This is a genomic window from Polaromonas sp. YR568 (genome assembly GCF_900116715.1).
Taxonomy (GTDB): Bacteria; Pseudomonadota; Gammaproteobacteria; order Burkholderiales; family Burkholderiaceae_C; genus Polaromonas.
This window is the reverse complement of record NZ_FPBM01000007.1, coordinates 158679-184123: the sequence shown is the minus strand read 5'-3', so window position 1 is coordinate 184123 and position 25445 is coordinate 158679. Positions and strand designations below refer to the sequence as shown.

At 64.0% G+C, this 25445-nt stretch carries 26 protein-coding genes; 19 read left to right on the top strand and 7 right to left on the bottom strand.

Annotated features, from left to right (window positions below):
- Positions 1-23: 23 nt before the first annotated feature.
- From yaaA to queF, 4 genes are all read left to right on the top strand, one after another.
- On the top strand, positions 24-800 hold the full coding sequence (yaaA, locus tag BM408_RS15985; RefSeq protein WP_092130859.1) for a peroxide stress protein YaaA: 777 nt from the start codon (positions 24-26) through the stop codon (positions 798-800).
- A gap of 43 nt (positions 801-843) precedes the next feature.
- Positions 844-1710, top strand: a complete 867-nt coding sequence (locus BM408_RS15980; RefSeq protein ID WP_092130858.1) for a 2OG-Fe(II) oxygenase — start codon at positions 844-846, stop codon at positions 1708-1710.
- A gap of 165 nt (positions 1711-1875) precedes the next feature.
- Positions 1876-2769: an alpha/beta fold hydrolase gene (locus tag BM408_RS15975; protein WP_092130857.1), complete on the top strand. Its 894-nt coding sequence runs from the start codon at positions 1876-1878 to the stop codon at positions 2767-2769.
- Between the two features lie 117 nt (positions 2770-2886).
- On the top strand, positions 2887-3714 hold the full coding sequence (gene queF, locus BM408_RS15970) for an NADPH-dependent 7-cyano-7-deazaguanine reductase QueF (protein ID WP_092130856.1): 828 nt from the start codon (positions 2887-2889) through the stop codon (positions 3712-3714).
- Between the two features lie 16 nt (positions 3715-3730).
- On the opposite strand, the gene BM408_RS15965 is transcribed toward queF, so the two are convergent.
- Both BM408_RS15965 and BM408_RS15960 read right to left on the bottom strand, forming a co-directional pair.
- Positions 3731-4612, bottom strand: coding sequence for an enoyl-CoA hydratase-related protein (locus tag BM408_RS15965; protein ID WP_092130855.1), 882 nt, complete (start codon positions 4610-4612; stop codon positions 3731-3733).
- Positions 4613-4714: 102 nt separating this feature from the next.
- Positions 4715-5911, bottom strand: coding sequence for an acyl-CoA dehydrogenase (locus BM408_RS15960; RefSeq protein WP_092130854.1), 1197 nt, complete (start codon positions 5909-5911; stop codon positions 4715-4717).
- A 159-nt stretch (positions 5912-6070) separates the two neighbouring features.
- Here BM408_RS15960 and BM408_RS15955 point away from each other — a divergent pair, with 159 nt between their 5' ends.
- The 3 genes from BM408_RS15955 to msrA all read left to right on the top strand — a co-directional run bounded on the left by BM408_RS15955 (position 6071) and on the right by msrA (position 8000).
- On the top strand, positions 6071-6961 hold the full coding sequence (locus BM408_RS15955) for a LysR family transcriptional regulator (protein WP_092130853.1): 891 nt from the start codon (positions 6071-6073) through the stop codon (positions 6959-6961).
- A 106-nt stretch (positions 6962-7067) separates the two neighbouring features.
- Entirely contained in the window at positions 7068-7346 is a 279-nt protein-coding gene (locus BM408_RS15950; protein ID WP_254774843.1) for a hypothetical protein, read from the top strand.
- A gap of 114 nt (positions 7347-7460) precedes the next feature.
- Entirely contained in the window at positions 7461-8000 is a 540-nt protein-coding gene (msrA, locus tag BM408_RS15945; RefSeq protein ID WP_092130851.1) for a peptide-methionine (S)-S-oxide reductase MsrA, read from the top strand.
- 277 nt (positions 8001-8277) lie between these two features.
- Here msrA and BM408_RS15940 read toward each other — a convergent pair whose 3' ends face one another.
- The gene (locus tag BM408_RS15940; RefSeq protein ID WP_092130850.1) at positions 8278-9264 is read right to left on the bottom strand and encodes a succinylglutamate desuccinylase/aspartoacylase family protein; all 987 of its coding nucleotides are present in this window, start codon (positions 9262-9264) and stop codon (positions 8278-8280) included.
- A 321-nt stretch (positions 9265-9585) separates the two neighbouring features.
- Here BM408_RS15940 and BM408_RS15935 point away from each other — a divergent pair, with 321 nt between their 5' ends.
- Positions 9586-13203, top strand: coding sequence for a DUF2339 domain-containing protein (locus tag BM408_RS15935; RefSeq protein WP_175541811.1), 3618 nt, complete (start codon positions 9586-9588; stop codon positions 13201-13203).
- 133 nt (positions 13204-13336) lie between these two features.
- Positions 13337-13924, top strand: a complete 588-nt coding sequence (locus BM408_RS15930; protein ID WP_254774842.1) for a carboxymuconolactone decarboxylase family protein — start codon at positions 13337-13339, stop codon at positions 13922-13924.
- Between the two features lie 19 nt (positions 13925-13943).
- On the opposite strand, the gene BM408_RS15925 is transcribed toward BM408_RS15930, so the two are convergent.
- Genes BM408_RS15925 through BM408_RS22980 form a run of 4 tightly spaced genes read right to left on the bottom strand, consistent with a single transcriptional unit; the run spans position 13944 to position 16724 of the window.
- Entirely contained in the window at positions 13944-14855 is a 912-nt protein-coding gene (locus BM408_RS15925; RefSeq protein ID WP_092130848.1) for a metal ABC transporter substrate-binding protein, read from the bottom strand.
- A 35-nt stretch (positions 14856-14890) separates the two neighbouring features.
- The gene (locus BM408_RS15920) at positions 14891-15775 is read right to left on the bottom strand and encodes a metal ABC transporter permease (RefSeq protein ID WP_092130979.1); all 885 of its coding nucleotides are present in this window, start codon (positions 15773-15775) and stop codon (positions 14891-14893) included.
- A 29-nt stretch (positions 15776-15804) separates the two neighbouring features.
- Positions 15805-16569, bottom strand: coding sequence for a metal ABC transporter ATP-binding protein (locus BM408_RS15915; RefSeq protein WP_092130847.1), 765 nt, complete (start codon positions 16567-16569; stop codon positions 15805-15807).
- Positions 16563-16724, bottom strand: a complete 162-nt coding sequence (locus BM408_RS22980; protein ID WP_175541810.1) for a hypothetical protein — start codon at positions 16722-16724, stop codon at positions 16563-16565. Before BM408_RS22980 ends, BM408_RS15915 begins: the two co-directional genes overlap by 7 nt.
- A gap of 164 nt (positions 16725-16888) precedes the next feature.
- Between BM408_RS22980 and BM408_RS15910 the strand changes: the two genes are divergently transcribed.
- From BM408_RS15910 to BM408_RS15860, 10 genes are all read left to right on the top strand, one after another.
- Positions 16889-17431: a Fur family transcriptional regulator gene (locus BM408_RS15910; protein WP_092130846.1), complete on the top strand. Its 543-nt coding sequence runs from the start codon at positions 16889-16891 to the stop codon at positions 17429-17431.
- Positions 17428-18084 (top strand): ABC transporter ATP-binding protein, encoded by a 657-nt coding sequence (locus BM408_RS15905; protein ID WP_092130845.1) that lies wholly within the window; start codon positions 17428-17430, stop codon positions 18082-18084. Before BM408_RS15910 ends, BM408_RS15905 begins: the two co-directional genes overlap by 4 nt.
- On the top strand, positions 18081-19283 hold the full coding sequence (locus tag BM408_RS15900; RefSeq protein WP_092130844.1) for an ABC transporter permease: 1203 nt from the start codon (positions 18081-18083) through the stop codon (positions 19281-19283). Before BM408_RS15905 ends, BM408_RS15900 begins: the two co-directional genes overlap by 4 nt.
- A gap of 5 nt (positions 19284-19288) precedes the next feature.
- Positions 19289-19582 carry a hypothetical protein gene (locus BM408_RS15895; RefSeq protein WP_254774841.1) on the top strand — a complete coding sequence of 98 codons (294 nt, stop codon included), beginning with the start codon at positions 19289-19291 and terminating at the stop codon, positions 19580-19582.
- Between the two features lie 37 nt (positions 19583-19619).
- Positions 19620-20240 (top strand): DUF3299 domain-containing protein, encoded by a 621-nt coding sequence (locus BM408_RS15890; protein ID WP_139237360.1) that lies wholly within the window; start codon positions 19620-19622, stop codon positions 20238-20240.
- Positions 20221-20655 carry a hypothetical protein gene (locus BM408_RS15885; RefSeq protein WP_092130843.1) on the top strand — a complete coding sequence of 145 codons (435 nt, stop codon included), beginning with the start codon at positions 20221-20223 and terminating at the stop codon, positions 20653-20655. The genes BM408_RS15890 and BM408_RS15885 overlap by 20 nt, the downstream gene beginning before the upstream one ends.
- Positions 20656-20756: 101 nt before the next feature.
- On the top strand, positions 20757-22853 hold the full coding sequence (locus BM408_RS15880) for a TonB-dependent receptor (protein ID WP_092130842.1): 2097 nt from the start codon (positions 20757-20759) through the stop codon (positions 22851-22853).
- Positions 22854-22913: 60 nt separating this feature from the next.
- Entirely contained in the window at positions 22914-23876 is a 963-nt protein-coding gene (locus BM408_RS15875) for an AEC family transporter (protein ID WP_092130973.1), read from the top strand.
- Positions 23877-23895: 19 nt separating this feature from the next.
- Complete coding sequence (locus BM408_RS15870; protein WP_092130841.1) at positions 23896-24258, top strand: DMT family protein; 363 nt, start codon at positions 23896-23898, stop codon at positions 24256-24258.
- A 538-nt stretch (positions 24259-24796) separates the two neighbouring features.
- Positions 24797-25444 (top strand): DUF47 domain-containing protein, encoded by a 648-nt coding sequence (locus BM408_RS15860; RefSeq protein WP_092130840.1) that lies wholly within the window; start codon positions 24797-24799, stop codon positions 25442-25444.
- Position 25445: the final 1 nt, after the last annotated feature.

Genomic DNA, 25445 nt, shown 5'->3' with positions numbered 1-25445 from the left:
GCCTTACCCTAACAACTCAAAGCATGCTGTTCCTTATCTCGCCAGCCAAGTCGCTGGACTACGACACGCCGCCGCACATCGCCGCCCACACCCAACCCCTCTTTACCCGCCAGTCGGCCGAATTGATTGACGTGCTGAAAACCCAGACCCCGCAACAGATCAGCACGCTGATGAAGCTGTCGGACACGCTCGCCGGCCTGAACGTGGCGCGCTACCAGGCCTGGTCGCCCAAATTCACCGCCAAAAATTCCAGGCAGGCCGCGCTAGCCTTTGATGGCGATGTGTATGGTGGGCTGGACGCAAAAACGCTGAGCGAAGCGCAGCTCAACTGGGCGCAAGAACATTTATGCATCCTGAGCGGCCTCTACGGCGTACTGCGCCCGCTGGACCGCATGCAACCCTACCGCCTTGAAATGGGCACGCCGCTGACCACACCGCAAGGCAAAAACCTCTATCAGTTCTGGGGCTCGCAAATCTCGGCTTACCTCAACGAACGCGCGGCGGCGGATACATCCCCGGTCATCATCAACCTCGCCAGCGAGGAATACTTCAAGGCGGTGGACCGCAAGGCGCTCAAGGCGCGTGTGGTGAGCTGCGTGTTTGAAGAATACAAAGCCGGCAAATACAAGGTCATCAGCTTTTTTGCCAAGCGTGCACGCGGCCTCATGGCGCGGTATGCGATCGAAAAGAAGCTCGCCACCGTCAAAAAGCTCGAGGGCTTCGACGCTGAAGGCTACCGCTTTGATGCCAAAGTCTCCGGGCCTGACAGGCTCGTCTTCCGGCGCAAGCAGGCCGCCTGAGCGGTGACTGCGCTGTGACACTGTGATTTAGCAGGACAAGCTGATGAAGCCCGGCGCTGCACAAAACCAGGCTCACGGCCCTGCGCCAGGCCAGGCCATCACCCGTGAGATGCGGGCCTGGGTTTCGGCGCAACTCGCCGGCGGGCACAGCCCTGATGAAATCCACCGCGCACTGGTTGATGCCGGCTGGCAGGCGGCTGCTGCCAGCCAGGCGCTGGGCTTGCCGGTAGACGGTGCTACGCCGTCGCCCCCGGTGGCCGTGCCTGTGGTTACACCCGATGCGGGCGGCGCCATGGTGGATACCGGCGATAAGTGGGTCGAGGTGCGCGAACACCGCGAGGCGCCCGACCTGTGGGTGTTCAGCAACCTGCTCAGCCCAGCGGAATGCACCGCGCTGATGGACGCCGCCGCGCCGCGCCTGGAGCGATCGCGCACGGTAGACACGCAGACCGGCGGCGAAGAACTCAACCATGACCGCACCAGCCACGGCATGTTTTACACGCGTGGCGAAACCGAGGTGGTGAGCCGCATTGAGGCCCGCATCGCCAGGCTGCTGAACTGGCCGGTGCAAAACGGCGAGGGCCTGCAGGTGCTGCGCTACCGGCGAGGGGCTGAATACAAACCCCATTACGACTACTTCGACCCCGGCGAGCCCGGCACCGCCAAAATCCTGCAGCGGGGCGGGCAGCGCGTGGCCAGCCTCATCATGTACCTGCAAGAGCCCGAAGCCGGCGGCGCCACCGTGTTTCCCGACATCGGCCTGAAGGTGCGGCCGCAGCGCGGCAGCGCGGTGTTTTTCAGCTATCCGCGCGCGCACCCCGTCAGCCTCACGCTGCATGGCGGCGAGCCCGTGAGGGCCGGCGAGAAGTGGATCGCCACCAAGTGGCTTCGTGAACGCGAATTTACGTAACACCCCCGTCCAGGCTCACTGTGTGTAGCCTGTTCCCCCCTCCAGGGGGCGGCGCCTGCGGCCGGGCAAAGCCCGTTCCGCGGCCCCTGCTGGCGGGGAATACGCCGTGACGCTTGCGCGACGCCGTGATTGGCGCGATTTTGGGGGCACGGACCATAATCGGTTATGAAAATCCGCGCCAACAACATCGACATTGAAATCGAAGACACCCACCCCGGCGACGCCACAGGCAGGCCCGTGGTGCTGCTCGTCATGGGCCTGGGCATGCAGCTGATCGCCTGGCCGCCGGCCATGGTGCAGGCGATTGCCGATGCGGGTTTTCGTGTCGTGCGCCTTGACAACCGCGACATCGGTCTCTCACAACACTTCGACCATCTCGGCTCGCCCAGCCTGATCTGGGAAGGGCTCAAGTTCCGCCTGGGCTGGCGCATACGCCCGCCTTACAGCATTGAAGACATGGCCGCCGACACCGTGGGTGTGCTGGACGCGCTGAAGATTGCCAGGGCGCATGTGGTGGGCGTCAGCATGGGCGGCATGATCGCGCAGCGCGTGGCGGTGCTCGCGCCTTCGCGGGTGATCAGTTTGACCAGCATCATGAGCTCTAGCGGCGCGCGCGGCTTGCCGGAGGCCAGCTCGGCCGTCACACGGGTGTTGCTCAGCCGGCCCGCCGGCAAGGGTGTGCAGGCGGCGGTAGACCACACCGCCCGGCTGCTCAAGGCCATCGGCAGCCCGGGCTTTCCTGTGCCGGATGCCGAGCTGCGCGAGAAAGTCGCCGCCGCAGCGCAGCGCAGTTTTCACCCGCAAGGCGTTCTGCGCCAGATGGTGGCGATTGCGGCCGACAGCACACGCGCCGCGGCGCTGGCCAAGGTGACCTCACCGACATTGGTGCTGCACGGCCGCGCCGATCCGCTGGTGCCCATGCCCTGCGGCCAGGACACGGCCAAGCGCATCCCTGGCGCGCGCTTTGAAAGCATTGAAGGCATGGGGCACGATCTGCCGCCTGGTGTCGTAGAACGTTTGCTGGCGTTCATGATTCCTCACTTCAAGTCCCACACTTAATATGACCCCCACGCTCGTCACTTCGTGTACTTCGCTGCCCCCCGAGGGGGCCGTCGCTTGCTCGGGGCGGCCCTTCGCTGCGCGGCCCTCACACGCGTTAGCTGCGAAAATGGCCCCATGAACACCCCAGAACAATCCCAGCTCGGCAAGCAGTCCGCTTACATCGACCAGTACGACGCCTCGCTGCTCTTCCCGATTCCGCGCGAAGGCAAGCGTGCCGAGATCGGCGTGACTGGCACGCCACCGTTTTTCGGCGCCGACATGTGGACGGCGTTTGAGCTGAGCTGGCTCAATCTGCGCGGCAAGCCGCAGGTGGCGCTGGCGCAGATCACCGTGCCCTGCGAGTCACCCAATATCGTCGAGAGCAAGTCCTTCAAGCTCTACCTCAACAGCTTTAACAACACACGGTTTGCCGATGCACGCGATGTGCGCGAACGCATTCGAGCCGACCTCAACGCGGTGGTCGGCGCCGGTGTGGGCATCAAGACGCTGGGCCCCGAGCTGTTTGACCGCGAACCGGTGCATGAACTTGACGGCCTGAACCTGGACCGGCTGGACGTGGAGTGCATCCACTACCAGCCCGCGCCCGAGCTGCTGTTTGCCGAGTTCGACGAGCCGCCTGTGGAAGAAACGCTGACCAGCAACCTGCTCAAAAGCAACTGCCTGGTCACCGGCCAGCCCGACTGGGGCAGCGTGCAAATCCGCTACGCCGGCCCGCAGATCAACCAGGAAGGCCTGCTGCAATACCTGGTGAGTTTTCGCAACCACAACGAGTTCCATGAGCAGTGCGTCGAGCGCATCTTCATGGACATCTGGACGCGCTGCAAACCCATGAAACTCTCCGTGTATGCACGCTACACGCGCCGCGGCGGGCTGGACATCAACCCCTTTCGCACCAGCCACCCGCAGGCGCTGCCGGTGTCGGTGCGCACGGCGCGCCAGTAGGCTTTCGCCTTTTTTCTTATTGCCCGAACTCGTTGAAGTTCTTGATGGGCGAAAGCCCGGGGAACTGCCCCGCGCGCTTTTCTTTCATCGCCGTCACCGACTCGCGCACATGCGCGTTGCTCCAGATCGCGCCCTGCAGCCAGCCCATTTGTTTGAGTGCGTCGTCCACCGAGTGGTCGCGCGCATAGTGCACGGCCTGCTTGGTGCCCCAGATCGCCACCGGCGGCTTGCTGGCGATTTCGCCGGCGCATTGCATGGCGGCCGCGAGCATTGCTTCGGCTGAATCAAACACCTCATTGACCAGGCCGTAGCCCAGCGCTTTGGCGGCAGGCAGCCTGCGCCCGGTGTAGGCCAGCTCTTTGACGACGGCCAGCGGCACCAGCTTGGGCAGGCGCTGCAAGGTGCCCACATCGGCCACCATACCGATATTGATTTCCTGGATGCAGAAAAACGCGTCGGCCGTGGCGTAGCGCAGGCAGCAGGCCGTCACCATGTCGACCGCGCCGCCTATGCAGCCGCCCTGGATGGCGGCTATCACCGGGATGCGCAGCGTCTCCAGCTTGGTGAAGGTCGCCTGCATGGCACCCAGCATGTCGAAGACGGCGGCGCGGCCTTCGGGGCTGCGGTCGTCCAGGGCGATCTCGCTGCCGAAGGTCTCCAGCGCCATGCCGGCGCTGAAATGCTTGCCGGTGCTGGAGATCACCAGCACACGCGCCTCACCCGACTTGTGAAGATGCGTCAGCACCGCGTCCAGCTCGCGCCAGAAGGTCGGGTGCATGGTGTTCATCGCCTCGGGGCGGCTCAGCACCAGGTGGGCGATGTGGCCGGTGGTGCTGAGGGTGAAGCAGGTGAGGGGGCCTGGTTGGGCGGCGGCGGTTGGAGTGGTGGTGGCATTCATGCCTCCACTCTAGTTCAGGCCGGCCGCTCAAGCCAGTCACACCTGAGACGCCGGGTGGCGCGCGCCCGTGCCCGTTTTTAGCGGGCTACAGGCCAAAAACCATCAATAAAAGGCTTGCAAGCCGGTTTGCGCCCGGCCCAGGATGAGCGCGTGCACATCGTGCGTGCCTTCGTAGGTGTTGACGGTTTCCAGGTTGATCATGTGGCGGATCACGTGGTATTCGTCATGGATGCCGTTGCCGCCGTGCATGTCGCGCGCCAGTCGGGCGATGTCCAGCGCCTTGCCGCAGCTGTTGCGCTTGATCAGCGAAATCATCTCGGGCACCGACTTGTCTTCGTCCATCAGCCGGCCCACGCGCAGGCAGCCTTGCAGGCCCAGCGTGATTTCGGTTTGCATGTCGGCCAGCTTCTTCTGGATCAGCTGGTTTTGCGCCAGCGGGCGGCCGAATTGCTGGCGGTCCATGGTGTACTGGCGGGCGCGGAACCAGCAGTCTTCGGCCGCACCCAGCGCGCCCCAGGCGATGCCGTAGCGCGCCTTGTTCAGGCAGCCGAAAGGGCCCTTCAAGCCGCTCACGTTGGGCAGCAAATTCGCTTCCGGCACAAACACATCGTCCATCACGATCTCGCCGGTGATGGAGGCGCGCAAGCTCATCTTGCCTTCGATCTTGGGGGCGGAAAGGCCCTTCATGCCCTTTTCAAGCACAAAGCCGCGGATGCTTTCCTGCCCGCCGACTTTGCCGTCGGGGTCTTCCAGCTTGGCCCAGACGATGAACACATCGGCGATCGGACTGTTGGTGATCCACATCTTGGCGCCCTTGACGATAAAGCCGCCGTCCACCGGCTTGGCGCGCGTCAGCATGCTGGCCGGGTCTGAGCCGTGGTTGGGCTCGGTCAGGCCGAAGCAGCCCACCCATTCGCCGGTGGCCAGCTTGGGCAGGTATTTTTGTTTTTGCGCTTCGCTGCCGTAGGCGTTGATGGGATGCATGACCAGCGAACTTTGCACGCTGATGGCGCTGCGGTAGCCGCTGTCGACACGCTCGACTTCACGCGCGACCAGGCCGTAGCTCACGTAGTTGAGGCCGGCGCAGCCGTAACCCTCAATCGTGGAGCCCAGGAAACCCATGGCACCCGCCTCATTCATGATCTCGCGGTCGAATTTTTCGTGGCGCGCGGCCATCAACACGCGGGGCTGCAGCTTTTCCTGGCAAAAGGCGTGGGCGGCTTCGCTGATGGCGCGCTCGTCGTCGCTCAGCTGGTCCATGAAGAAGAACGGGTCTTGCCAGTTGAAGGTGGTTTTCATGATGCGTGTCTCCGAGAAAAAAGGGCCGTGGGCTGGTTGGCAGTGTAGGGCGCTGCCTGAAGGAGCAACCCGTTATGCCTGATTGTTTGACAAGCATGAATAGTTGTCTAATATCAAATATCGATTCAACGATACAAAAATCATATTTATAGGGTTTTCATGGAATTCCGCCACCTCCGCTACTTTCTTGTCCTGGCTGAAGAGCTGCATTTCGGCCGGGCGGCCCGGCGTTTGTCGATTTCGCAGCCACCGCTGTCGCTGAACATCCAGCAGCTTGAAGCCTCCGTCGGCGCCAAATTGCTTACCCGCAACAGCAAATCCGTGCAGCTCACCGCCGCCGGGCAGGCCTTTGTGCCGGCCGCGCGCGCCCTGCTGGAGCAAGCCGCCCAGGCGGCAGGCCATGCGCGCGACGTGGGGCAGGGCATGGCCGGCAGCCTGGCCATCGGCTTTTCCGGGACCATGCTCTACAGCGGCCTGCCCCATATCCTGGAGCGCTTTCAGGCCGAGCACCCGCAGCTGCGGCTGACACTGAAAGAGCTCAGCTCCAGCGAACAGCTGATCGAGCTGGCGCACGACAGGCTGGACCTCGGCTTTGTGCACACCACCCGGGTGCCGCCCGAGCTCTCGCAGGTGCTGGTCTCCAGCCAGGCTTTTGTGTGCTGCCTGCCGGCGGGCCATGCGCTGGCGCGCAAGCGCTCGCTGTCGCTGGCGGCCTTGCAGGGCGAGCCTTTTGCCGTGGTCTCGCGCGCCGTTTCGCCCGACTACCACGAGCGCATCCTGGCAATCTGCACCGAAGCCGGCTTTTACCCGGAGATCCGCTACGAACTGCGGCATTGGCTGAGCGTGGTATCGCTGGTGTCCCAGGGCATGGGCGTAGCGCTGGTACCGGCGGCGCTGCGGCAATCGGCCATGGCCGGCGCCGCTTTTGTGCCGCTGGACGCGACCACCACGCCGTATGACACGCATTGCCTCTGGAAAACCGCGCGCGACCACCAGGCGCTGGCGGCGTTTGTCAAAGCGGTGCGCGCGATTGCACCGGCTCACGCTTAAAGCCCTTGCTAAAAGTATGTCCACCGCAAGAGTCTTAAAGCTGTCACCATGGGGCAGTTCATAGTTTCTTCAGGAGAACGGCATCAACCCGTATATCTGGTGTTTGGTGGGTGCTCTCCTCGGCGGCGCCGCCTGTTTGCTCTCGGGCACCCGCGAAAAAATCGTTGTCCTTGAAAACCTCGGCGTCGGCATGTTCGGCGCCTACATAGGCGGTGACTTCATCGCCGCCATGCTCAGCCACGGCAAAACCAACGACGTGGACTTCAGGCTGGGTTCGCTCGGCCTTGCTGTCGGTGCCGCCATCGCCGCGCTGCTGCTGTTGAAGCTGATGCGCCGCGCAGTCGGCCCCATGCGTCCCTCCAAAGCCCCTCGCCGCCGCGATTGATCCGGGCCGTCGCAAGGGCAAGTGCTTTGCGCGCGGCAGCCGCGCAGGGTGCGGCGTAAGATTACCGCTCGCTTTGCGACTAACGGTTTTCAAGCGTTTTCAGCGGAGATTTTCATGTCCTCATCCCAAACCATCACCCTGGGCGGCGGCTGCTTCTGGTGCACCGAAGCCGTTTACGTCAAGGTGCGCGGCGTCACCGACGTCGAGTCCGGCTACAGCAACGGCCAGGCCGCCCGGCCCAGCTATGAAGAAGTCTGCTCGGGCCGCACCGGCTCGAATGAAGTCGTCAAGCTCACCTACGACCCGGCCGAGATCACGCTCAAGGAAATCCTGGAGATCTTCTTTGTCATCCACGACCCGACCAGCCTGAACCGCCAGGGCAACGACGCCGGCACGCAATACCGCAGCGGCATCTATTACTCGACACCCGAGCAAAAAGAAGTGATCGACGGTTTCATCCGCGACGTCAGCCAGGACAAGACCTTTGGCAAGCCCATCGTCACCGAAGTGCTGCCGGTGCAAAACTACTGGCCCGCCGAGGACTACCACCAGGATTATTTTGAGAACAACCCCAACCAGGGTTACTGCGCCTTTGTGGTCGGCCCCAAGGTCGATAAATTCCGCAAGACCTTTGCTTCGCGGGTGAAGGACTGAGGGTTTTCGTTTTAGGCAGGCGCGGCTGGGTGCTATCGATTTGGTAGCTGCTTACGCTACTCCCTGTTGGGCTGGAGCCCGATTTGTGCATTAAAAAAGGCCCTTTTCGGGCCTTTTTTTGTTGTTTGCGCGCCGTGGGGCGGCTCGCCATGCCCGAATTCAGGGGTTAAATTGGCCTCAAAGCCAATAGAGGTGGGCGTAAGCAGCTCCTGAATTCATAGCGGGTTGGGGAGCGCCGGCAGCGGCACGCACGGGGCTCAGACCTCTCCAACAGGTCTCAAGCCCGCCGCTGCGCAAAATAAAACCACTCCTGGCCCGCTTCGCTGCGCGGGTTGGGAAACACCACAAAGCCGTCCACCGGCGCGGTGATAGGCTCGCCGCCCTGGCGCGTGCCTATGGTTTCACCGCGTTTGACCGGGTCAAAGCTGCGCCACTCGCGGGCAAAGGTGTCGCCGGCGTGGTCGCGGTCCACCACCTCCACCAGCCGCAAAATCTCGCGCTCCACCGGCTCCGACGCCGGCGGCTGCGCGATCAGGCCCAGCAAACCCAGGGTCTGCAAAATCGCATGCCGCGCCACGCCCACGGCTGCGGGGTCGTCGTGCTGGCCGCATTCCAGGGTCACACCGTAGCCACCGCGCGAGCGCATGTACTCGGTCGTGCCCACGCCGTAGTTCGGGTTAGTCACAAGGGCTTGCGCGCGGTCGCCGCTGCCGGTATTCGCTGCCGCGGCTTCCGCGCGCCGCTTCACGCCGCGTGAATAGGTGTCCAGCCAGCCTTCCACAACGCGGTGCGGCCCGGTGTGCAGCGCCAGCTGCATTTCCTCGGCCGCATGGGCAAAGGGCTCCAGCGGGCCGTGGTTGTTTTGCGGGCCGATCATCACAAAGGGCGCGCCACCAGTATGAAAGGAATGCAGGTCCAGCAGCACATCGTGCGCATCCAGTAGCGGGCACAGCACATTGGCAATGCGGTCCTCAAAATCCTGCGGGATCGCGCTGGGCGCCATGTTGCGGTTGAGGTTGCGGTCGCCCATGCGCTGCTTGAGCCGGTAGGCCAGCGGGTTGGTGATGGGCACAAAGGTCACCGTGCCGCGCTCAATGCCAAGCTGGCCCTTGTCGATCTCGTCCAGCAATTGCGTGATCGCCCGCGTGCCGCAGGTCTCATTGCCGTGCACGGCACCGGTGACCAGCAGGCGCGGGCCGGGCGCCAGGCCGTGGTAGGTGTGGCTGCGCAGATGGGTGGGGTGGGGGCTGGGGTGGGCGCTCATGGCATTGTTTATACCGCTTGGCGGCTGTCCCGGCATGGCCGGGCTACCCTTTAATCAGAGGATACGTCCGGATACGTTTTCCCCCTATGATGAATCGCCCGTTGCGCCACGGCTTCAGCCACAGGCCAGCCACAGCCTTTGTCAATCCGCTTCAGTCAAAGCGCAACGACAGGCGCGTTCCATTTTTCACCCGGTTTGCCCATGCTCTCTACCTTGTTTGTTATTTCCGCTGCATGCCTGTTCGGACTGCTCTTTGCCTTTGAGTCCGCCGGCGATTCCTCCCAGCCGAGGTTCAGGCCCGCGGGACTTCTGACATGGCTGGTGTCAGGCAACTGGCCGGCCAAGGTCGGGGCCGGTCTGCTCATCCTTGGCATAGGCGCGCTGCTGCGTTATGCCTTGCTGAACATTGATGTGCCGCCCGAGCTCAAGCTGGGAAGCGGCTTTGTCGCCGCTGCCGTGCTGGGCGCCGCGGCGCTGGCGCTGAAGTCACGGCCCGAACGGCGCGCCATCTATCTGGCGCTGGGCGGCACGGCCTTTGCCGTCGCCTATCTCACGGCTTACGCCGCCTACGATTTTTTCCATTACCTCAATGACGTCAGCGGGCTGTCGCTGATGGTGGTGGTGTCTCTGGCGGCGGGGCTGTTTGCGGTGTCGGCCCGTGCCATGTCGGTGGCGGTACTGGCCATGGCGGGTGCTTACATTGCGCCCAAGTTCGCCATTCACGTGCCGGACCCTGGCGTGCTGTACGGCTACTACCTGGCTGCCAGCGCGGTGACTTTTGTGATGGTGCACCTGCGCGGCTGGCGTCCGCTGATTCATCTGAGTTTTTTGTTCACGCTGGCCGGAGCCCTCTTTTTTGCGTGGACCCACCAGTTCTACAAGGCTGAGCATTACGCCGTTATGCAACCCTTGTTGCTGGCGCTGGTAGCGCTGCATCTGGCGATGCCGGTTGCGGAGCATCGCGGCACGGCTTCGCGCTGGCTCGCCCGTTTCGACATGGGGTACTTCCTGGTGCTGCCGCTGGTCGCCGCGGTGCTGACGCTGAAGATCGCGCCCCAGCTCTCGCGGGAAGGCGCGATGGGCCTGGGCTTGCTGGCCCTGCTCTGGGGCGTTGCGGCGGTGGTGACCGGTTTGCTGCAAAGAAGACAGGAAGCGACAAAGCATGCCTGCGTGGCCGGGCTGCTGCTGATCGCCGCGGGCGCCCTGGCTGCCACCGATATCCCCTGGCTGATGCTGGGCCTGGCCCTGGCTGTCATGGGCCTGGCTGCCGGCCCGCGGCTGGGCTGGTCCCTGCGCTCGCAGGAGTTGCTGTGCGGCGCCGCCATGCTGGCCGGGGCGCTGCATGTGGTGTTCTCAATTTTCCAGCCGGCGGCGGGCCTGCCGTTTGCCAATGAAGCCTTCGCGCAGCGTGTACTGGCCGCGGCCCTGATGGGCCTGGGTGCGTGGTTTGCGGGCAGGGGCGGGGCCGCTTTTGGCCGCATGCTGGGTGTCATGGCGGCTGCCTGGGCGTGCCTGGCGCTTGCCGCGGAACTGCTGCGCCTGCATGTGGACTTCTTGCCGCAGCTCATTTATGGCGCCCTGCTGCTAGCCCTGCTGGTGTTGTCGTTTCCGCTGCGTCTCCTGCATACGGCGCCGGTTTGGGGGGCATTGCTGCTGCTTGCCGCCACAGGCATCAGTTTTTGGGCCGCCAATGATGCGGCTTTCGAGCTGGCCGTGGTGTTTGCCGCAGGCACGCCGCTGGTCTTTCTGTGGATAGGCGCAAATGCCGGGCCGGCGCGAACAAGCCGGGCCAGCCGAACAAGCCCGGAGGGCGATTTGCCCTTTTCCGCGGCGCTGGGCTTGCTGCCGCTGGCATGGGCTCCCTGGGTGTTTGCATTGACCCCGGAATTTGCGGTGACCGGCAACTGGCTGGAAATGTCCCTGCTGTTGGTCAGTGCCTTTGCCGTGGTGCTGGCCGCCAGCGTGTGGAGCCCGCCCGGCTCCACCTGGCATCGCCAGATCTGGCCTGTGCATTTTGGTGTGGTGAGTGCGGCGCTTCTTTTCGCCGTCCTGTTCCATATCGAGCGCGGCTTGTGGCCGGTCACGTTTGAGGTGCTGGCGCTGGCTTATATGGCGACCTTTGTCGCCCTGCGCAGGAATTCGGCGGGGGCTGCACAGGCGGGGGTGGTCGTGATCATTGCCGCTTTCCTCGTCGTGCAGGCGATGCTGCTGCGCGCCTTTGGGCCCGACCGCCTCATCATGAGCGCGGCAGACATCCTGCAAATGAAACTGCCCGCGGCCGTCTCTTTGCTGTGGGCCAGTCTCGGCGCCGGCCTCGCATGGTGGGGCTCGCACGTGAAATCGCGCGGCCAGTGGAGTGCCGGTGTGGCGCTACTGGCGCTGACAGCGCTCAAACTGGTACTCAGGGATTTCGGCGATCTTGACCAGCTGGGCAATATCCTGGCGCTGATCGGTGCGGGGCTGCTCTTTCTGGCGGTCGCCTGGTTTGCGCCCATTCCTGCGGCGGCACCGCGTTCGCAGCAGGAAGCCCGGCGTGAAGCCGCGCCTGCGGCAGCGCGTATGGAGGCGCCGCCTTCGCCTCCGCCTTTGAAGGACGACTACGCGCAGACGCAGCCGGGCCCGCTGGAAAGAGGGCCCGCAGCGGTAAGCCCATTTGAAAAAACCGCGGTGATTGCCGCTGCCGCTGCCCCTGCCGCGACCCCTGCCGGTTTTGCCTCTGCGCCTGCCGCTGTAGCGCCTCGCGTGGAACACGCAGCCAGCCGTCCTGTGACGCGGGCCAAGGCTGCGGCACCGGCGGGTGGCTTTAACTGGCTGCTGGTGCTGGTGATTGGTTTGCCTTTGGGGCTCGCCGTTCTTGGCCAGCAATGGCTGACGCACCGCGGCACGCGCCATGCCATCGAGGCGAAGCTTGCCGGGGAGTCCGCCGCACAAACTGCGGCAGAGGCGGCCGCGTCGGCGGCGCAAGCCGCCGCCGACGCCGTCATCAACAATGCGCCGGCCAGGCCCCCCGTGAAGCTGGTATTGACGGAAGACCGCAACCCGCCGGTCACCGCACCGCCTGCGATGGAGCCGGCTGTGATTGAGCCGCCTGCCGCCGCGCCGGTGAAGGTTTCCGACGCCTGCACGGTGTTTACCGGCCAGTTGCCGCCTGACTATGTGCTGTATGCCGGCGGCGCGTACAGCGGAAGCAAGCTCGGCTTCCAGATCGACCAGTCCGGCCACGAAGCCACCCGTTTTGATGTCCTGGTGAACCAGCCCGGAAAGAAGGTGGTTCTTGCCCTGGGCGCTTACGAGCCCTCTGTCTGGAACATCCGCTGGTCGCCGGGCACGGTGGTGGCGGGTGTGCTGGTGTCGGGTTATCACAGCCAGGCTGTGGCGGGGCTGGGCAGCGAGGTGCCGGTGCTCAATGCCAGCTACGACAACAGGTCGGTGTGCGGCTACTTTTACCTTGACCGCGACGATGTGGCCAAAAGCGATGCGATGGTGAGAAAGCTGTTTGGCCGTTCCGCCCAAACCTATTTTGTCGCCTCTGGCGGCCAGGTGGCGTTTGGCAACCAGGCCGCTTCCTACATTCAGGGTTCGGGGCCGACTGTTGACAGCTTTCGCGATAAAAATGTCCCGCTGGCCGGGCAGCCCGGCATTGAGCAATTGATTCGCGAAGGCAAGCTGCGTATCGCGACGCAGCAGGATGTGACTGCGTGGCGCGATGCCGTCAACAGGGCTCAAAACCTGCCGCAACTCAACGTGGTGGGGGCGGGGCCGCAAAGGACCTCCGGCAACATTTCAGCCGGAAACGCGTATGTCGTCATCAAGCCCATGCGCTTTCCCGCCGGGCTTTATGGCGCCCATTCCGTCACCTTTCTCGTGGCCGCGGGTGTGCCCCGGCCCGAAGGCAACCCCGGCCATTCGGGTGTGTACGACATGAATCAGCCCCGGTAAGGAAGGCCTGAAGGCAAGCCGGGTTTTTGAGGTTGGAGGCTTCCCGTGCATGCAAAGCGCGCAATGTGACGCAATGCGACGCAATGCGACGCAATGACCGCACGGCGGAATCTGGACACTGAAAGGACACGCCATGTTTTTGCAAACTCCCGCCGACAGTGACGCAGCTGCCCGCCTGTTTCAAAACGACCTTGAGCAGCACGGCTTTGTGATGAACCTCAGCCGCCTCTGGGCCTGGCGGCCCGAAGTCTGCGAGGCCTTTGGCGCGCTGCGCACGCAGCTGACAGGCAGTTCGTCCTTGTCTGAACGGGAACTGGCGGTGATCGTTTGCGCCACCGCCGGCAGCCTGGGTGACTCTTACTGCGCCTTGGCCTGGGGCAAAAAGCTGGCCACGGCGGCAGACCCATCGGCCGCCGCAGCGGTGTTGCAGGGGGTTGAAAACATCGGCCTCACGCCGCGTGACCTCGCATTGGCAGCATGGACGCGCAAAGTGGCGCGCAACCCGAATGACACCACGCCGCAAGACGTCGAAGCGCTGCGCGCGGCGGGATTTTCAGAGCGGGAGATTTTTGAAGCCACGGCGTTTGTGGCGTTCAGGCTTGCGTTTTCGACGATCAACGACGCGCTGGGGGTGAAGCCCGATTGGCAACTGGCCGCCGCGGCGCCGCCGGAGGTCAACACCGCAGTCAGGTTTGGCCGCCCGGTGGCGGAGCGTGGCTGATCTGCCGTGCTTATCCGGCCTAGTTTTGCTTCATCCCCGCCACCAGCTGCGTCACGTTGTGCCGCATCAGCTTGAGGTAGCTATCGGCCGGGCCGCCGGCTTTTGACAAGGCGTCTACATATAACTCGGGCCCCACGGTGACGCCTGCGTCTTTGCTCAATTGCGCCAGCAGTTTTGGGTTGCTCATGTTTTCGACGAACACGGCTTTGATCTTTTCTCGCTGGATCTGTTTGATCAGTTGGGCCACTTGTTTGGCGCTGGGCTCGGCTTCGGTGGAGATGCCTTGCGGTGCGAGGAAGCCGACCTGGTAGTGGGCGCCGAAGTAGCCGAAGGCGTCGTGTGAGGTGATCACTTTGCGTTTGCCGGCGGGGATGGCCGCGAATTGTTCTTTGGCCCAGCTGTCCAGTGTTTGCAGTTCCTTGATGTAAGCCTCGCTGTTGGCCTGGTAGCTTGCAGCGCCTGCCGGGTCGAGCTGGCTCAGTGCCGCCGCGATGTTGCGCACGTAGATCACGACGTTGGTGGGGTCCTGCCAGGCATGGGGGTCGGTCTCGGCGTGGTTGTGGCCTTTTTCGGCGGGCAGGGTGCGGGGCTTCACGCCTTGCGATGCGACAACGCTGCGGCCTTTGTAGCCGGCGGACTTGACCAGTTTTTGCGCCCAGGGCTCAAAGCCCAGGCCGTTGGTGACCAGCAGTTGGGTCTGCAGGATGTTTTTGGCATCCAGCGGTTTGGGCTCGAACACATGGGCGTCTTCGTCGGGGCCGACCAGGGTTGTGACGGCCACGCGCTCACCGCCGACCACGCGCACCAGGTCACCGAGGATGCTGAAGCTGGCCACCACCGGCAGCTTGTCGGCGGCATGGCCTGTGGCGGCTGCGGTGCACAGCGCAAGCGCGGCCAGGGGCGTGATGAATTTTTGAAACAGGGATTTCATGAGATGGCCTTGGGGTGATGAAAAAAGAAGAAGGTTCACGCAACGCGGTGCGGGCGATGGAGCGCACGCGGCAGCCAGCCGCCGGGCGCCAGCAGCAAAGAGGCAAAGTACAGCGCGCCCGCGCAGCCGATGATGGTGGGCCCCGAGGGCGTGTCCAGGTGGTAAGACAGCAGCAGCCCGAAGTAACCGGCCAGCATTGCCTGCAGGCTGGCGTTGAGCAGCTGGGCGGGCAGGGTGTTGTGCCACAGGCGTGCCGACACGGCCGGCAGCATCATGAGGCCGACGGCCATCAGGGTGCCCAGGGTCTGGAACCCTGCCACCAGGTTGATGACGACCAGCATGAGAAAGCCCTGTTGCCACACCCAGGCCCTGAAGCCCCGCCGGCCGGCCGCGCTTAAAAATACCGGGTCGAAATTCTCCAGCACCAGGCCGCGGTAGGCCGCGGCCAGCGCCAGCACGCTGACGCTGGCAACGGTGGTCACCAGCAGCAGGCCGGCGTTGTCGACCCCCAGTGCGCTGCCGAACAGGATGTGCAGCAGATCGAGCTGCGTGCCATGGCCCGAGATGAGCGTCACGCCCAGCGCCAGGGCCACCAGATAGACCGCGGCCAGGCTGGCGTCTTCTTTCAGCGCGGTGGAGCGGCTGATAAACCCGGCAAGCGCGGCGACCAGCATGCCCGCCAACACGCCGCCCGCCGCCATGGCGGTGAGCGACAGGCCGCACAACATAAAGCCGATGGCAACGCCGGGCAGGATCGCATGGCTGAGCGCGTCGCCGAGCAGGCTCATGCGCCGCAGGCTCAGGAAGACGCCTATGGGTGCGGCGCTGAGCGAGAGCGCCAGTGTGGCCACCAGCGCGCGGCGCATAAAGGCAAACTCGGCAAACGGTGCTGCCAGCAGGCTCCACGCGCCGTGGATCATGCCCTGGTGAGTCATCAGGCCGGTGTCCATCAGGCTGCGGCCTTTTGCGCGTGCCATGCAGCCGGCGCCGGGCCGGTGCGGCAGACCTCGGCTGCCTCGTCCCATGCTTCGGCCATGGCGCGTGACTGTGCGAGATGGCTGTCGGTCAGCACCTGCGCGGTGGGGCCCCAGGCCACCAGCTCGCGGGCCAGCAGCAAGGTTTGCGGAAAGTGCTGGCACACCTGCGTGTTGTCGTGCAGCACGGTGATCACGGTGCGTTGTTGCTGGTGCCACAGCTGCACCAGCGCCAGCAGCGCCGAGGTGGTTTTGCTGTCCATGGCGCTGAAGGGCTCGTCCAGCAAGATCAGCTCGGCGTCTTGCACCAGCAGGCGGGCAAACAGCACCCGCTGCAACTGCCCGCTGGAGAGCGAACTGATGGGCCGGCGCTCAAAGCCCTCCAACCCCACCGAGTGCAATGCTGAATCGACACGCGCCAGCTGCCCGCCCTGCACGCCGCCCCACGCGCCCTGGTGCGGCCAGCAGCCCAGTAGCACGCAGTCGTGCACATCAATCGGGAAGCCGCGGTCAATCTCCGCGAGCTGCGGCAGGTAGGCGATGCGCGCGCGCGGCGCAGACACGGCCACCCGCCCGCCCGAGGCCGGCAGCAGGCCCATGATGCTTTTGAGCAGCGTGCTTTTGCCGGAGCCGTTGGGCCCGATCACCGCAGTGAGCGAGCCCTGCGCAAAGCAGCCGCTGATGTGGTGAAGGGCGGGGTGCTGACGGTAGCTGACGGTGAGGTCGTCCAGCGTCACCATGGCATCAGCTCCAGGCTGGCCCAGTGGACGGCCAGCCACAGCAGCACCACAGCGGGCGCTACGGCCAGCACACGCAGCCAGGCTGACCAGGCCAGCACGCTGCGGGCCGGGGGTTTTGTGTTGGTCGGAGGGGTGGAAGCAGATGGAGGTGGCAAGCGGTGTCCGTCTTTACAAATTTTTGGGTGGAAAGCGCATCAAAAGTCGCCGGGTCGCGGTCATAATGCAACTCGATTGCAGTATAGTTTAATGCAACATTGTTGCGTTATTGCTTATTCCGCCTTTTGTCCCGTCGCCAGAAACTTCAAAACTTCAAAGACACATGGCCTCCTCCATTCCCCCCAGCGATTTCCCGGCCGACCCCATAGACACCCTGTTGTCGGCCCACGGCCTGCGTCGCACGGCAGCCGCGCGGCTGGTGCTGGGCTGGCTGCTGGCGCACCCTGACACCAGCTACACCCATGCGCAATTGCAGGCGGCGCTGGCCGACGATGCCGAGCCGGCGCTGGACCGCGTGACGCTGTACCGCCTGATCGACCGGCTCACGCAGGTCGGTTTGCTGCTGTGCCGGGTCGATACCAACCGTGTGCGCCGCTACCAGGCCATGCCCAGCAGCGTGCATGCGATTCCGCACTTTGAATGCCAAACCTGCCACCGCGACAGCCCGCTTGCGGGCGCGCTGTCGGGCAAGCGTTCGGGCGCCTTGAAGGCCAGCGCCAAAGACCTGGAGCGCGCCGCGCAAACCGCGCTGGAAGCTTTGAAGGCGCTGGGCTACCAGGGCATGAGCATGGACTTTGCGGTGCGCGGTGTGTGCGCTGATTGCGCGACCGGTGCGACAGGTGCAAGCGGCGCGGCTTCTTCATGATCAGCACCCGCCAGCTGGCTTACCGCTACGCCAAGGGCCCCGAGCTGCGCTTTGCGGACGTGGAGGTAGCGCAGGGCGACACACTGTTGCTGCGCGGCGCCTCGGGCTCGGGCAAGTCGACCTGGCTGGCGCTGGCCGCAGGCTTGCTTGCGCCGGGCGAGGGCGACATTACCGTGGCGGGCCAGTCCTTGAAGGCGTTGGGCGCGCGTGCGGGTGACGCCTGGCGGGCTAAGGCCATTGGTTTTTTGCCGCAAAAATTGCATTTGAGTACAGCGTTGACGGTGCAAGGCAACCTGGCCATGGCGCAGTGGGCTGCCGGCCAGCCGGCGGATGACGGCCGCATTGCCGAGGCGCTGGATGCATTGGATGTGCGTGCGCTGGCGGAACGCAAGCCGGCGCAACTCTCGGGCGGGCAGGCGCAGCGTGTGGCGCTGGCGCGGGCGGTATTGCTCAAGCCGCGTGTGATCCTGGCCGATGAACCGACAGCCAGCCTGGACGATGAGGCCGCCGCCGCGTCGTTGGCCCTGCTGCAGGCCACGGCCAGCCAGGAGGGCGCGACGCTGGTGATTGCCACGCACGATGCGCGCGTGGCGGAATTCTTTCAAGGCAAAGAGGGCGTCCAGTCCATCAACATCGTGGGCGTACAACGATGAAAACCATCCTGTTTGCCTGGCGCTATTTGTGGTCGCGGCCGCTGGCGGCGGCGCTTAATCTGTTGCTGCTCACTTTGGGGCTGGCTTCCATCACCTTCCTGCTGCTGGTCAGCCACCAGCTCAGCCAGGCCTTTGACCGCGACGTGGCGGGTATCGACGTGGTGGTGGGCGCCAAGGGCAGCCCGATGCAGCTGATTTTGTCGGGCGTGTTCCACCTCGACGTGCCGACAGGCAATGTGCCGCTGGCCGCCATCAGGGAGCTCGAAAAACACCCGCAGGTCGCGAAGATCATTCCCATCAGCCTGGGCGACAGCTTCCGGGGCTACCGCATCGTGGGCACCACGCCTGACTACATCAGCCATTACGACGCGCAACTGGCGCAGGGCACCTTGTGGGCCAAGTCCATGCAGGCGGTTATCGGCGCGCAGGTGGCGCGGCAAACGGGCCTGAAAGTGGGCGACAGCTTTGTGGGCACACACGGGCTGGCCGGCGGAGGCGAAGAGCACAAGCTGAGCCCTTATGTGGTGTCGGGCATCCTGGCCGACAGCCACACCGTGCTGGACCGCCTGGTGCTGACGGCGACTGAATCCGTCTGGCAGGTGCATGAAACCGATACCGCGCTGGACGACGACGACCGCAAGGTGCTGGAAGAAGACCGCGAAATCACGCTGGCGCTCATCCAGTACAAATCGCCGCTGGCGGCGGTGACTTTTCCGCGCTACATCAACAGCAGCACCGAGATGCAGGCCGCCGCGCCGGCGCTGGAAATCACGCGCCTTTTGAGCATGGTGGGTGTGGGCACCGATGTGCTGCGCGCGCTGGCCGGTGTGTTGCTGCTGACTGCGGGTTTGAGTGTGTTTATCGCGCTGTGGGGCGCCGTGCGTGAGCGCAGGGCCGACCTGGCGCTGCTGCGCATGCTGGGTGCGCCGCCGGCCAAGGTGGCCGGCCTGCTGCTGTGCGAAGCGCTGTGGCTGGCGCTGCTGGCTACCCTGCTGGGCGTGCTGGCGGGGCAGGGCCTGACGGCGCTGCTGGCCTGGGCCTTGCAGCTTGAAAAATCCGTGTTGATCGGTGCGCTGTCATGGCCGGTCGAGCTGGTAAGTGTGCCGGTACTGGCTTTCGGGGTGGCGCTGGCGTCTGCGCTGCTGCCCGCCTGGGAAGCCTACCGGGTCAGTGTGTTTGAACTTCTCCAATCAAGGTAACTTTTATGACAAGCGCCCGTTCCATCAAGACATTCCTCACCGTGTCACCCATCCTGGCCGCCATTGCCGCGGTGGCGCTCAGCGTCAGCTTCTCGGTTGCGCACGCGCAGCACAACGACAAGGACAGCAAGGAAACCAAAGAAGACATCCAGCGCCACCGCGCCATGGCTGCCGCCCACGAAGGCGCGGCCAAGTGCCTGGAGTCGGGTAAAAAAGACGAGGTTTGCGAAAAAGAACTGCAAGCCGCTTGCAAAGGGCTGGCAGTCGGCAAATACTGCGGGATGAAACACGTCCACTGAGACGCCTGTTTTCCCCCATTTCCTTCTGGAGCACCGCATGACCACCTCCTGCGCACCTACCGCACGCGTTGCACGTATTGCACGCATTGATCAATTGCCGGGCCTCAAACACGCGCTGGCTTGTGGCGCGTTGCTGGCAGCTTGCGGTTTGTCGGCGCAGACCTTGTCGTCGCCCATTGCATCTTCGCCCGCGCCTGCCGGTGCAAAGCCGGCCGCCACCGCGCCGGGCTTTGACTTGCCGGTGGGCCAGGGCCCGGGCGTGCATGGCGCCAACAGCCCCTTCCCGCCGCTGGCTGCCCGCACGGACGTGGTGCCCTGGTCGATGCTGACATCGGTGAAAACCAAAACCGAGAAGAACCGCATCCTGCCGGTCTTCAACCTCGATCAGATGACGCTGAACCAGAAGACGCAGCGCATCCAGGGTTTCATGATGCCGCTGGACCCGGGCGAAAAGCAGAAGCACTTTTTGCTGTCGTCGGTGCCGCTGACCTGCGCCTTCTGCCTGCCCGGCGGGCCTGAGAGCATGGTCGAGGTCAAAACCAAAACACCGGTGAAGTACAGCATGGAGCCGGTGGTGGTGGAGGGGCGCTTTCTGGTGCTGAATGATGACTCTTACGGGCTGTATTACCGCATCACCGATGCCACCAGCGTCAAGTAAGCGCCGTAGCTTTGCCGGCGTGTGGCTGCTCGCTGCCACGCTCTTGCTGGCGCAGCTGCTGGGTTTGATGCACGGCGTTGTGCACGGTCCGCAGGCGCATTTGCATCCGCATGCGCATGTTCACCACGAGCTTGCCTCTGCGCATGCCTCGCACGACCACGGCCATGATCACGACGATTCAGCCGCCGCACACGATGAACACGGCGGCTGGCTGGCGTCGCTGTTCTCCTCGCACAGCGGCGATTCGGATTGCCGGCTGTTTGACCAGGCCAGCCAGGGCCATGCAGCCCCTGTGCTGCCCATGCTGAGTTTGCCGCTGGTGCTGTGCACCGTGGCCTTCGATCTCTCCCGCGGCGAAGCACTCGCCCGCTGGGCGGCGCTGTTTGACGCGCGCGGCCCGCCCCTGACTCACTAATCCCCCGTTTCCCCAGGTTGCTTCGCGCTGGCCTTACAGGCCGGGCGCAGCTTTGCTCTTTGCCGATGTTTTTCGGCTTTCCCCCGATTCAGTGAGTCACCATGAAACCACCTTTTATCAGCCGCGCGCTCTGCGCCGCGGCCACGCTTTCTTGCGGCCTGGCCAGTGCCCAGACTGCAGCGCCCGTCCCCGCGCCCGCCCCCAGCCTGAAAGAAGTCACCGTCACCGGCAACCCGCTGGGCGCTGCCGATTTGATCGCGCCTGCTGCGCAGTACTCGGGCGCCGGACTGCTGCTCCGGTCCAAAACCACGCTGGGTGAAACGCTGGACGGCACGCCCGGCGTGAGCAGCACCTACTTCGGCCCCAACGCCAGCCGGCCCATCATCCGCGGGCTGGACGGCGACCGCATCCGCATCCTGGGCAACGGCGGCGCGACGCTGGACGCCTCCAGTCTGAGCTATGACCACGCGGTCACCAGCGACCCGATCAGCATCGAGCGTGTGGAAGTGCTGCGCGGCCCGGGCGCCTTGCTCTACGGCGGCAGCGCGGTGGGCGGCGTGGTGAATGTGATCGACAACCGCATCCCGCGTGAGGCGCTGTTTGATGAGAAGGGCGGCATAGGCGGCAAGGTTGACCTGGGCCTGGCCACCGGCAACCGCGAGAAAAGCAGCGGCGTGCTGCTTGAAGGCGGCAACAACCGTTATGCGCTGCATGTGGATGTGTTCAACCGCGACACCGGCGATGTGAAGGTGCCCACAGATCTCGCCTGCAGCAAGGGCGGCGTCAACACGATTACCAACCGCATCTGCAACTCCGACAGCAAGGTACGCGGCGGTGCGGCGGGCGGCTCGCTGTTCTTTGACCACGGCTACCTGGGCGCATCCGTCAGCACTTACCGCAGCAACTACGGCACGGTGGCTGAGGACGACGTGACGATTGACATGAAGTCCAACCGCGCGGCGCTGGAAGGCGAGGTGCGCAACCTGGGTGGCTTTATCCAGAGCGTGAAAGGCCAGCTGAGCCACACCGACTACGAACACACCGAATTCGAAGGCCCCAACCCCGGCACGGTGTTCAAGAACAAGGGTAGCGACTTCCGGCTGGAGGCGCGTCATGCGCGCCTGGGCAATCTTGAAGGCGTGATCGGCTTTCAGGCCGAGAACAACAAGTTTTCTGCCGACGGCGCTGAGGCCTTTGCGCCTTACAGCAAGACCTCGCAGAACGCCGTGTTTGCGTATGAGGAATACGCCACCAGTTGGGGCAAGCTGAGTTTTGGTGGCCGGCTGGAGTCGGTGAAGGTGGAATCGCTGGGCAACCCGCTGGTGGCGCGCTTTGCGCCGCTGACGCGCGACTTCACGCCGCACAGCTATGCGATGGGCGCTTTGTGGAATGCGGCGCCGGGCTGGCAAGTCACCAGCAACCTGGCCTACACCGAACGCGCGCCCAAAGACTACGAGCTCTTTGCACAGGGCCCACACGTGGCGACCAAAGCCTGGGAAACCGGCGACCCGACGCTGGGCAAGGAAAAGTCGACCAGCCTGGACGTGGGCGCCAACTGGAAGTCGGGCGCCAACAGCTTTAGCGCCAACGCCTATGTGCACCGCTTCAAAAACTACATCGGCTTGCTGGCCACGGGCAACACCTATGGGCAGGAAGACGGCGCGCTCAACCCGGCCGACCTGGACGGCGACGGCGTGGACGATGCCGATCCGGACAACGGCATCCTTCCGGAGTTTGCCTACACCGGCGTGCGCGCCCGCTTTGTGGGGCTGGAGGCCAGCGGCAATATCCGCCTGATGGAAGGCGCCTCCACACTGGATCTGGCCTTGCGCGGCGACCTGGTGCGCGCCACCGACCTGAGCAGCGGCCAGCCGCTGCCGCGCATCGCGCCGGCGCGCGTGGGCGCCAGCCTGATCTGGGCCAGCGGTCCATGGGGCAGCAGCATCGGCTTTGACCATTCGATGGCGCAAAACCGCGTGGCGGCAGGCCAGCGCGCCACGTCGGCCTATACGCTGTGGAACCTGGCAGCCACCTACCGCATGAAGGCAGGCGTGAGCAACATCCTTTGGTATGCGCGGGTGGACAACCTGACCAACCAGCTGGCCTACAGCGCGGCTTCGGTATTGACGACGACGGCGTTCCCGAAGGCGCCGCTGCCGGGGCGCAGCCTGAAGGTGGGCATGCAGCTCGCTTTTTAAGCGGGGGCTCTACGTAAAGCACGCAGACTCGCTGGCAACCCGCACGCTAAGATCATGCGGATGAACCAGCTTGTCTTCGTGTCCCTGTTTCCTGTCGTCCTGTTGATTGCCGCAGGTTATGCCGCGGGCCGGGCGCAGTGGATCAGGGCCGATGCCATCAAGGACCTGTCCAACCTGATCTTTTTGCTGCTCACGCCGGCGCTTCTCTTTCGCACCATGAGCAAGGTGCGCATCGAGCAACTGGATTTCACGCCGGTGTTGGCCTACTTTCTGGCCGTCATCATTTTGTTTGGCGGCACCTTGCTGCTGCAGGGCTTTAACCGCCGCGCAGCGGTGCTGGCGCTGGCCAATACTTTTTCCAACACCGTGATGATCGGCATCGCGCTGATCGGCCTCATGTATGGGCCCGAGGGCCTGGTGACGCTGTTCACGCTGGTGTCGGTGCATTCACTGGTGCTGCTGACCAGCGCCACCGTGGTGCTGGAACTGGCTGTGGCGCACGAGCAAAAGCTGGGCACCAACGACGAAGTCACCCGCGCACCGCGCCACCCGGTGGCCACCGTGCTGATGGCCGTGAAGAACGCGCTGCTGCACCCGGTGCCGCTGCCCATCATTGCGGGCCTGCTGTTTGCGCAAACGGGCCTGGCGATTCCCGCCGTGATCGACAAGCCGCTGGAACTGCTGGCCAACGCCTTCGGCCCGCTGGCGCTGGTGATGGTGGGCGTGACGCTGGCCAACACCCGCGTGGGCGAGCACTGGCGGCAGGCCTTGGTGCTGGCCGGGGTGAAGAATTTGCTGCATCCGCTGCTGGTGTTTTTTCTGTGCCGTCTGCTGGGCGTGAGCGGCGTGCCCATGACGGTGATGGTGGTCGCCTCGGCCCTGCCGATTGGCGCGAATGTATTTTTGTTTTCCCAGCGCTACAAGGTGGCCGAAGAGCTGATCACCGCCAGCGTGGTGGTGTCGACCGCGCTGGCGCTGGTGACGCTGACTGTGGTGCTGCTGCTGGTCGGCCGTTTCGCATAAATCAAGCAAGGATTCACGGATGCAGTTCCTTCAATCACTCCCCATCTCGGCACAAACCATAGGCTTGCTGCTGCTGTCCAATGTCTTCATGACCTTTGCCTGGTACGGCCACCTCAAGAACCTGGCCACCTCACCCTGGTACGTCGCAGCCCTCATCAGCTGGGGTATCGCGCTCTTTGAATACCTGCTGCAAGTGCCGGGCAACCGCATCGGCTTCACCCAGTTCAGCGTAGGCCAGCTCAAGATCATGCAGGAAGTGATCACGCTGAGCGTGTTTGTGCCCTTTGCCGTGTTCTATCTGAATGAGCCCCTGAAGCTCGACTATCTGTGGGCCGCGCTGTGCATGGTGGGCGCCGTCTACTTCATCTTTCGCTCCGCCTGAATCTTCGGTATTGGTATTCGGTTCCCGTTCCCGTACCCGTACCCGTACCCGTACCCGTACCCGTACCCGTACCCGTACCCGTACCCGTACCCGTACCCGTACCCGTACCCGTACCCGTACCCGATTGCCCCTTCTGTCTGCGCCGAGGAGCACAGGGCCAGACGGATAAGGGCAAAAACTTGTTTGAGCGAAGCGAGTTGTTTTTGACCCCGTCTGGACCGAGCACCGCAGGTTGCCCGTAGCGAAGCGAAGGGACGCAGACAGTAGGGTCGCCTTTCTTTTGGGTACTTTTGGTGTTTGCGTAACTTCGCTGCGCGAAGTGAGCAAACCCCGCGCGCGCAGCGCGCCTTTGGCGAACAAAGAAAACCCGCTTTGCGGGTTTCGGTAAAAGTACCTCGCCCGCCGGGGCGAGACCCGGCCAGCAACCTTCGCAAGAGACCCCCCTTCAAACGCCCAAACCACCCCAGAATCCCGGGCGGTTAAACTGCGGCCAGTCACAAAAACGTCACAAATTTGACATATTTCCTGAGGAACTGACATGCTGTTTGGCAAATTGCTGCCCCGCGAAGGCAATTTTTTCGAGATGTTCAACCAGCATGCCGAACGGATCGTGGAGGCTGCGCACGCCTTCTCGAACCTGGTTGCCAACTACGCGGACGTGCAAAAGCGCGAATCCTTCAACCGTGAAGTCGACCACGCCGAGCGCGCCGCCGACCGCATCACCCATGAAGTCAACCGCGCGCTGCACAAGACTTTCATCACGCCGATCGACCGCGAGCAGATCCACAAGCTCATCAACACCATGGACGACGTAGCCGACCTGATCCAGGATTCGGCGGAGACCATGGCGCTGTACGACGTGCGCCACATGACCGAAGACATCGTGCGGCTGACCGACCTCAGCGTCAAATGCTGCGAGCGCCTGCAAGATGCCGTGGCGCTGATCGAAAAGGTCAGCGACCCCGCGACGGCCGAAGCCGCACTCAAGACCTGCGAAGAAATCGACAGGCTTGAATCCGACGCCGACCGCGTGATGCGCTCGGCCATGAGCCGCCTGTTCCGCGAAGAGCCCGACGTGCGGGAAGTCATCAAGCTCAAGGCGGTGTATGAACTGCTGGAAACCATCACCGACAAGTGCGAAGACGTCGCCAACCTGATCGAGGGCATCGTCCTCGAGAACTCCTGAT

Bases quoted from the DNA above. Each gene is read 5' to 3' on its own strand.
- yaaA (WP_092130859.1), top strand. From the start codon at position 24: ATGCTGTTCCTTATCTCGCCAGCCAAGTCGCTGGACTACGACACGCCG.
- BM408_RS15980 (WP_092130858.1), top strand. From the start codon at position 844: ATGAAGCCCGGCGCTGCACAAAACCAGGCTCACGGCCCTGCGCCAGGC.
- BM408_RS15975 (WP_092130857.1), top strand. From the start codon at position 1,876: ATGAAAATCCGCGCCAACAACATCGACATTGAAATCGAAGACACCCAC.
- queF (WP_092130856.1), top strand. From the start codon at position 2,887: ATGAACACCCCAGAACAATCCCAGCTCGGCAAGCAGTCCGCTTACATC.
- BM408_RS15965 (WP_092130855.1), bottom strand. From the start codon at position 4,612: ATGAATGCCACCACCACTCCAACCGCCGCCGCCCAACCAGGCCCCCTC.
- BM408_RS15960 (WP_092130854.1), bottom strand. From the start codon at position 5,911: ATGAAAACCACCTTCAACTGGCAAGACCCGTTCTTCTTCATGGACCAG.
- BM408_RS15955 (WP_092130853.1), top strand. From the start codon at position 6,071: ATGGAATTCCGCCACCTCCGCTACTTTCTTGTCCTGGCTGAAGAGCTG.
- msrA (WP_092130851.1), top strand. From the start codon at position 7,461: ATGTCCTCATCCCAAACCATCACCCTGGGCGGCGGCTGCTTCTGGTGC.
- BM408_RS15940 (WP_092130850.1), bottom strand. From the start codon at position 9,264: ATGAGCGCCCACCCCAGCCCCCACCCCACCCATCTGCGCAGCCACACC.
- BM408_RS15930 (WP_254774842.1), top strand. From the start codon at position 13,337: ATGTTTTTGCAAACTCCCGCCGACAGTGACGCAGCTGCCCGCCTGTTT.
- BM408_RS15925 (WP_092130848.1), bottom strand. From the start codon at position 14,855: ATGAAATCCCTGTTTCAAAAATTCATCACGCCCCTGGCCGCGCTTGCG.
- BM408_RS15920 (WP_092130979.1), bottom strand. From the start codon at position 15,775: ATGATCCACGGCGCGTGGAGCCTGCTGGCAGCACCGTTTGCCGAGTTT.
- BM408_RS15915 (WP_092130847.1), bottom strand. From the start codon at position 16,569: ATGGTGACGCTGGACGACCTCACCGTCAGCTACCGTCAGCACCCCGCC.
- BM408_RS15910 (WP_092130846.1), top strand. From the start codon at position 16,889: ATGGCCTCCTCCATTCCCCCCAGCGATTTCCCGGCCGACCCCATAGAC.
- BM408_RS15905 (WP_092130845.1), top strand. From the start codon at position 17,428: ATGATCAGCACCCGCCAGCTGGCTTACCGCTACGCCAAGGGCCCCGAG.
- BM408_RS15900 (WP_092130844.1), top strand. From the start codon at position 18,081: ATGAAAACCATCCTGTTTGCCTGGCGCTATTTGTGGTCGCGGCCGCTG.
- BM408_RS15895 (WP_254774841.1), top strand. From the start codon at position 19,289: ATGACAAGCGCCCGTTCCATCAAGACATTCCTCACCGTGTCACCCATC.
- BM408_RS15890 (WP_139237360.1), top strand. From the start codon at position 19,620: ATGACCACCTCCTGCGCACCTACCGCACGCGTTGCACGTATTGCACGC.
- BM408_RS15885 (WP_092130843.1), top strand. From the start codon at position 20,221: ATGCCACCAGCGTCAAGTAAGCGCCGTAGCTTTGCCGGCGTGTGGCTG.
- BM408_RS15880 (WP_092130842.1), top strand. From the start codon at position 20,757: ATGAAACCACCTTTTATCAGCCGCGCGCTCTGCGCCGCGGCCACGCTT.
- BM408_RS15875 (WP_092130973.1), top strand. From the start codon at position 22,914: ATGAACCAGCTTGTCTTCGTGTCCCTGTTTCCTGTCGTCCTGTTGATT.
- BM408_RS15870 (WP_092130841.1), top strand. From the start codon at position 23,896: ATGCAGTTCCTTCAATCACTCCCCATCTCGGCACAAACCATAGGCTTG.
- BM408_RS15860 (WP_092130840.1), top strand. From the start codon at position 24,797: ATGCTGTTTGGCAAATTGCTGCCCCGCGAAGGCAATTTTTTCGAGATG.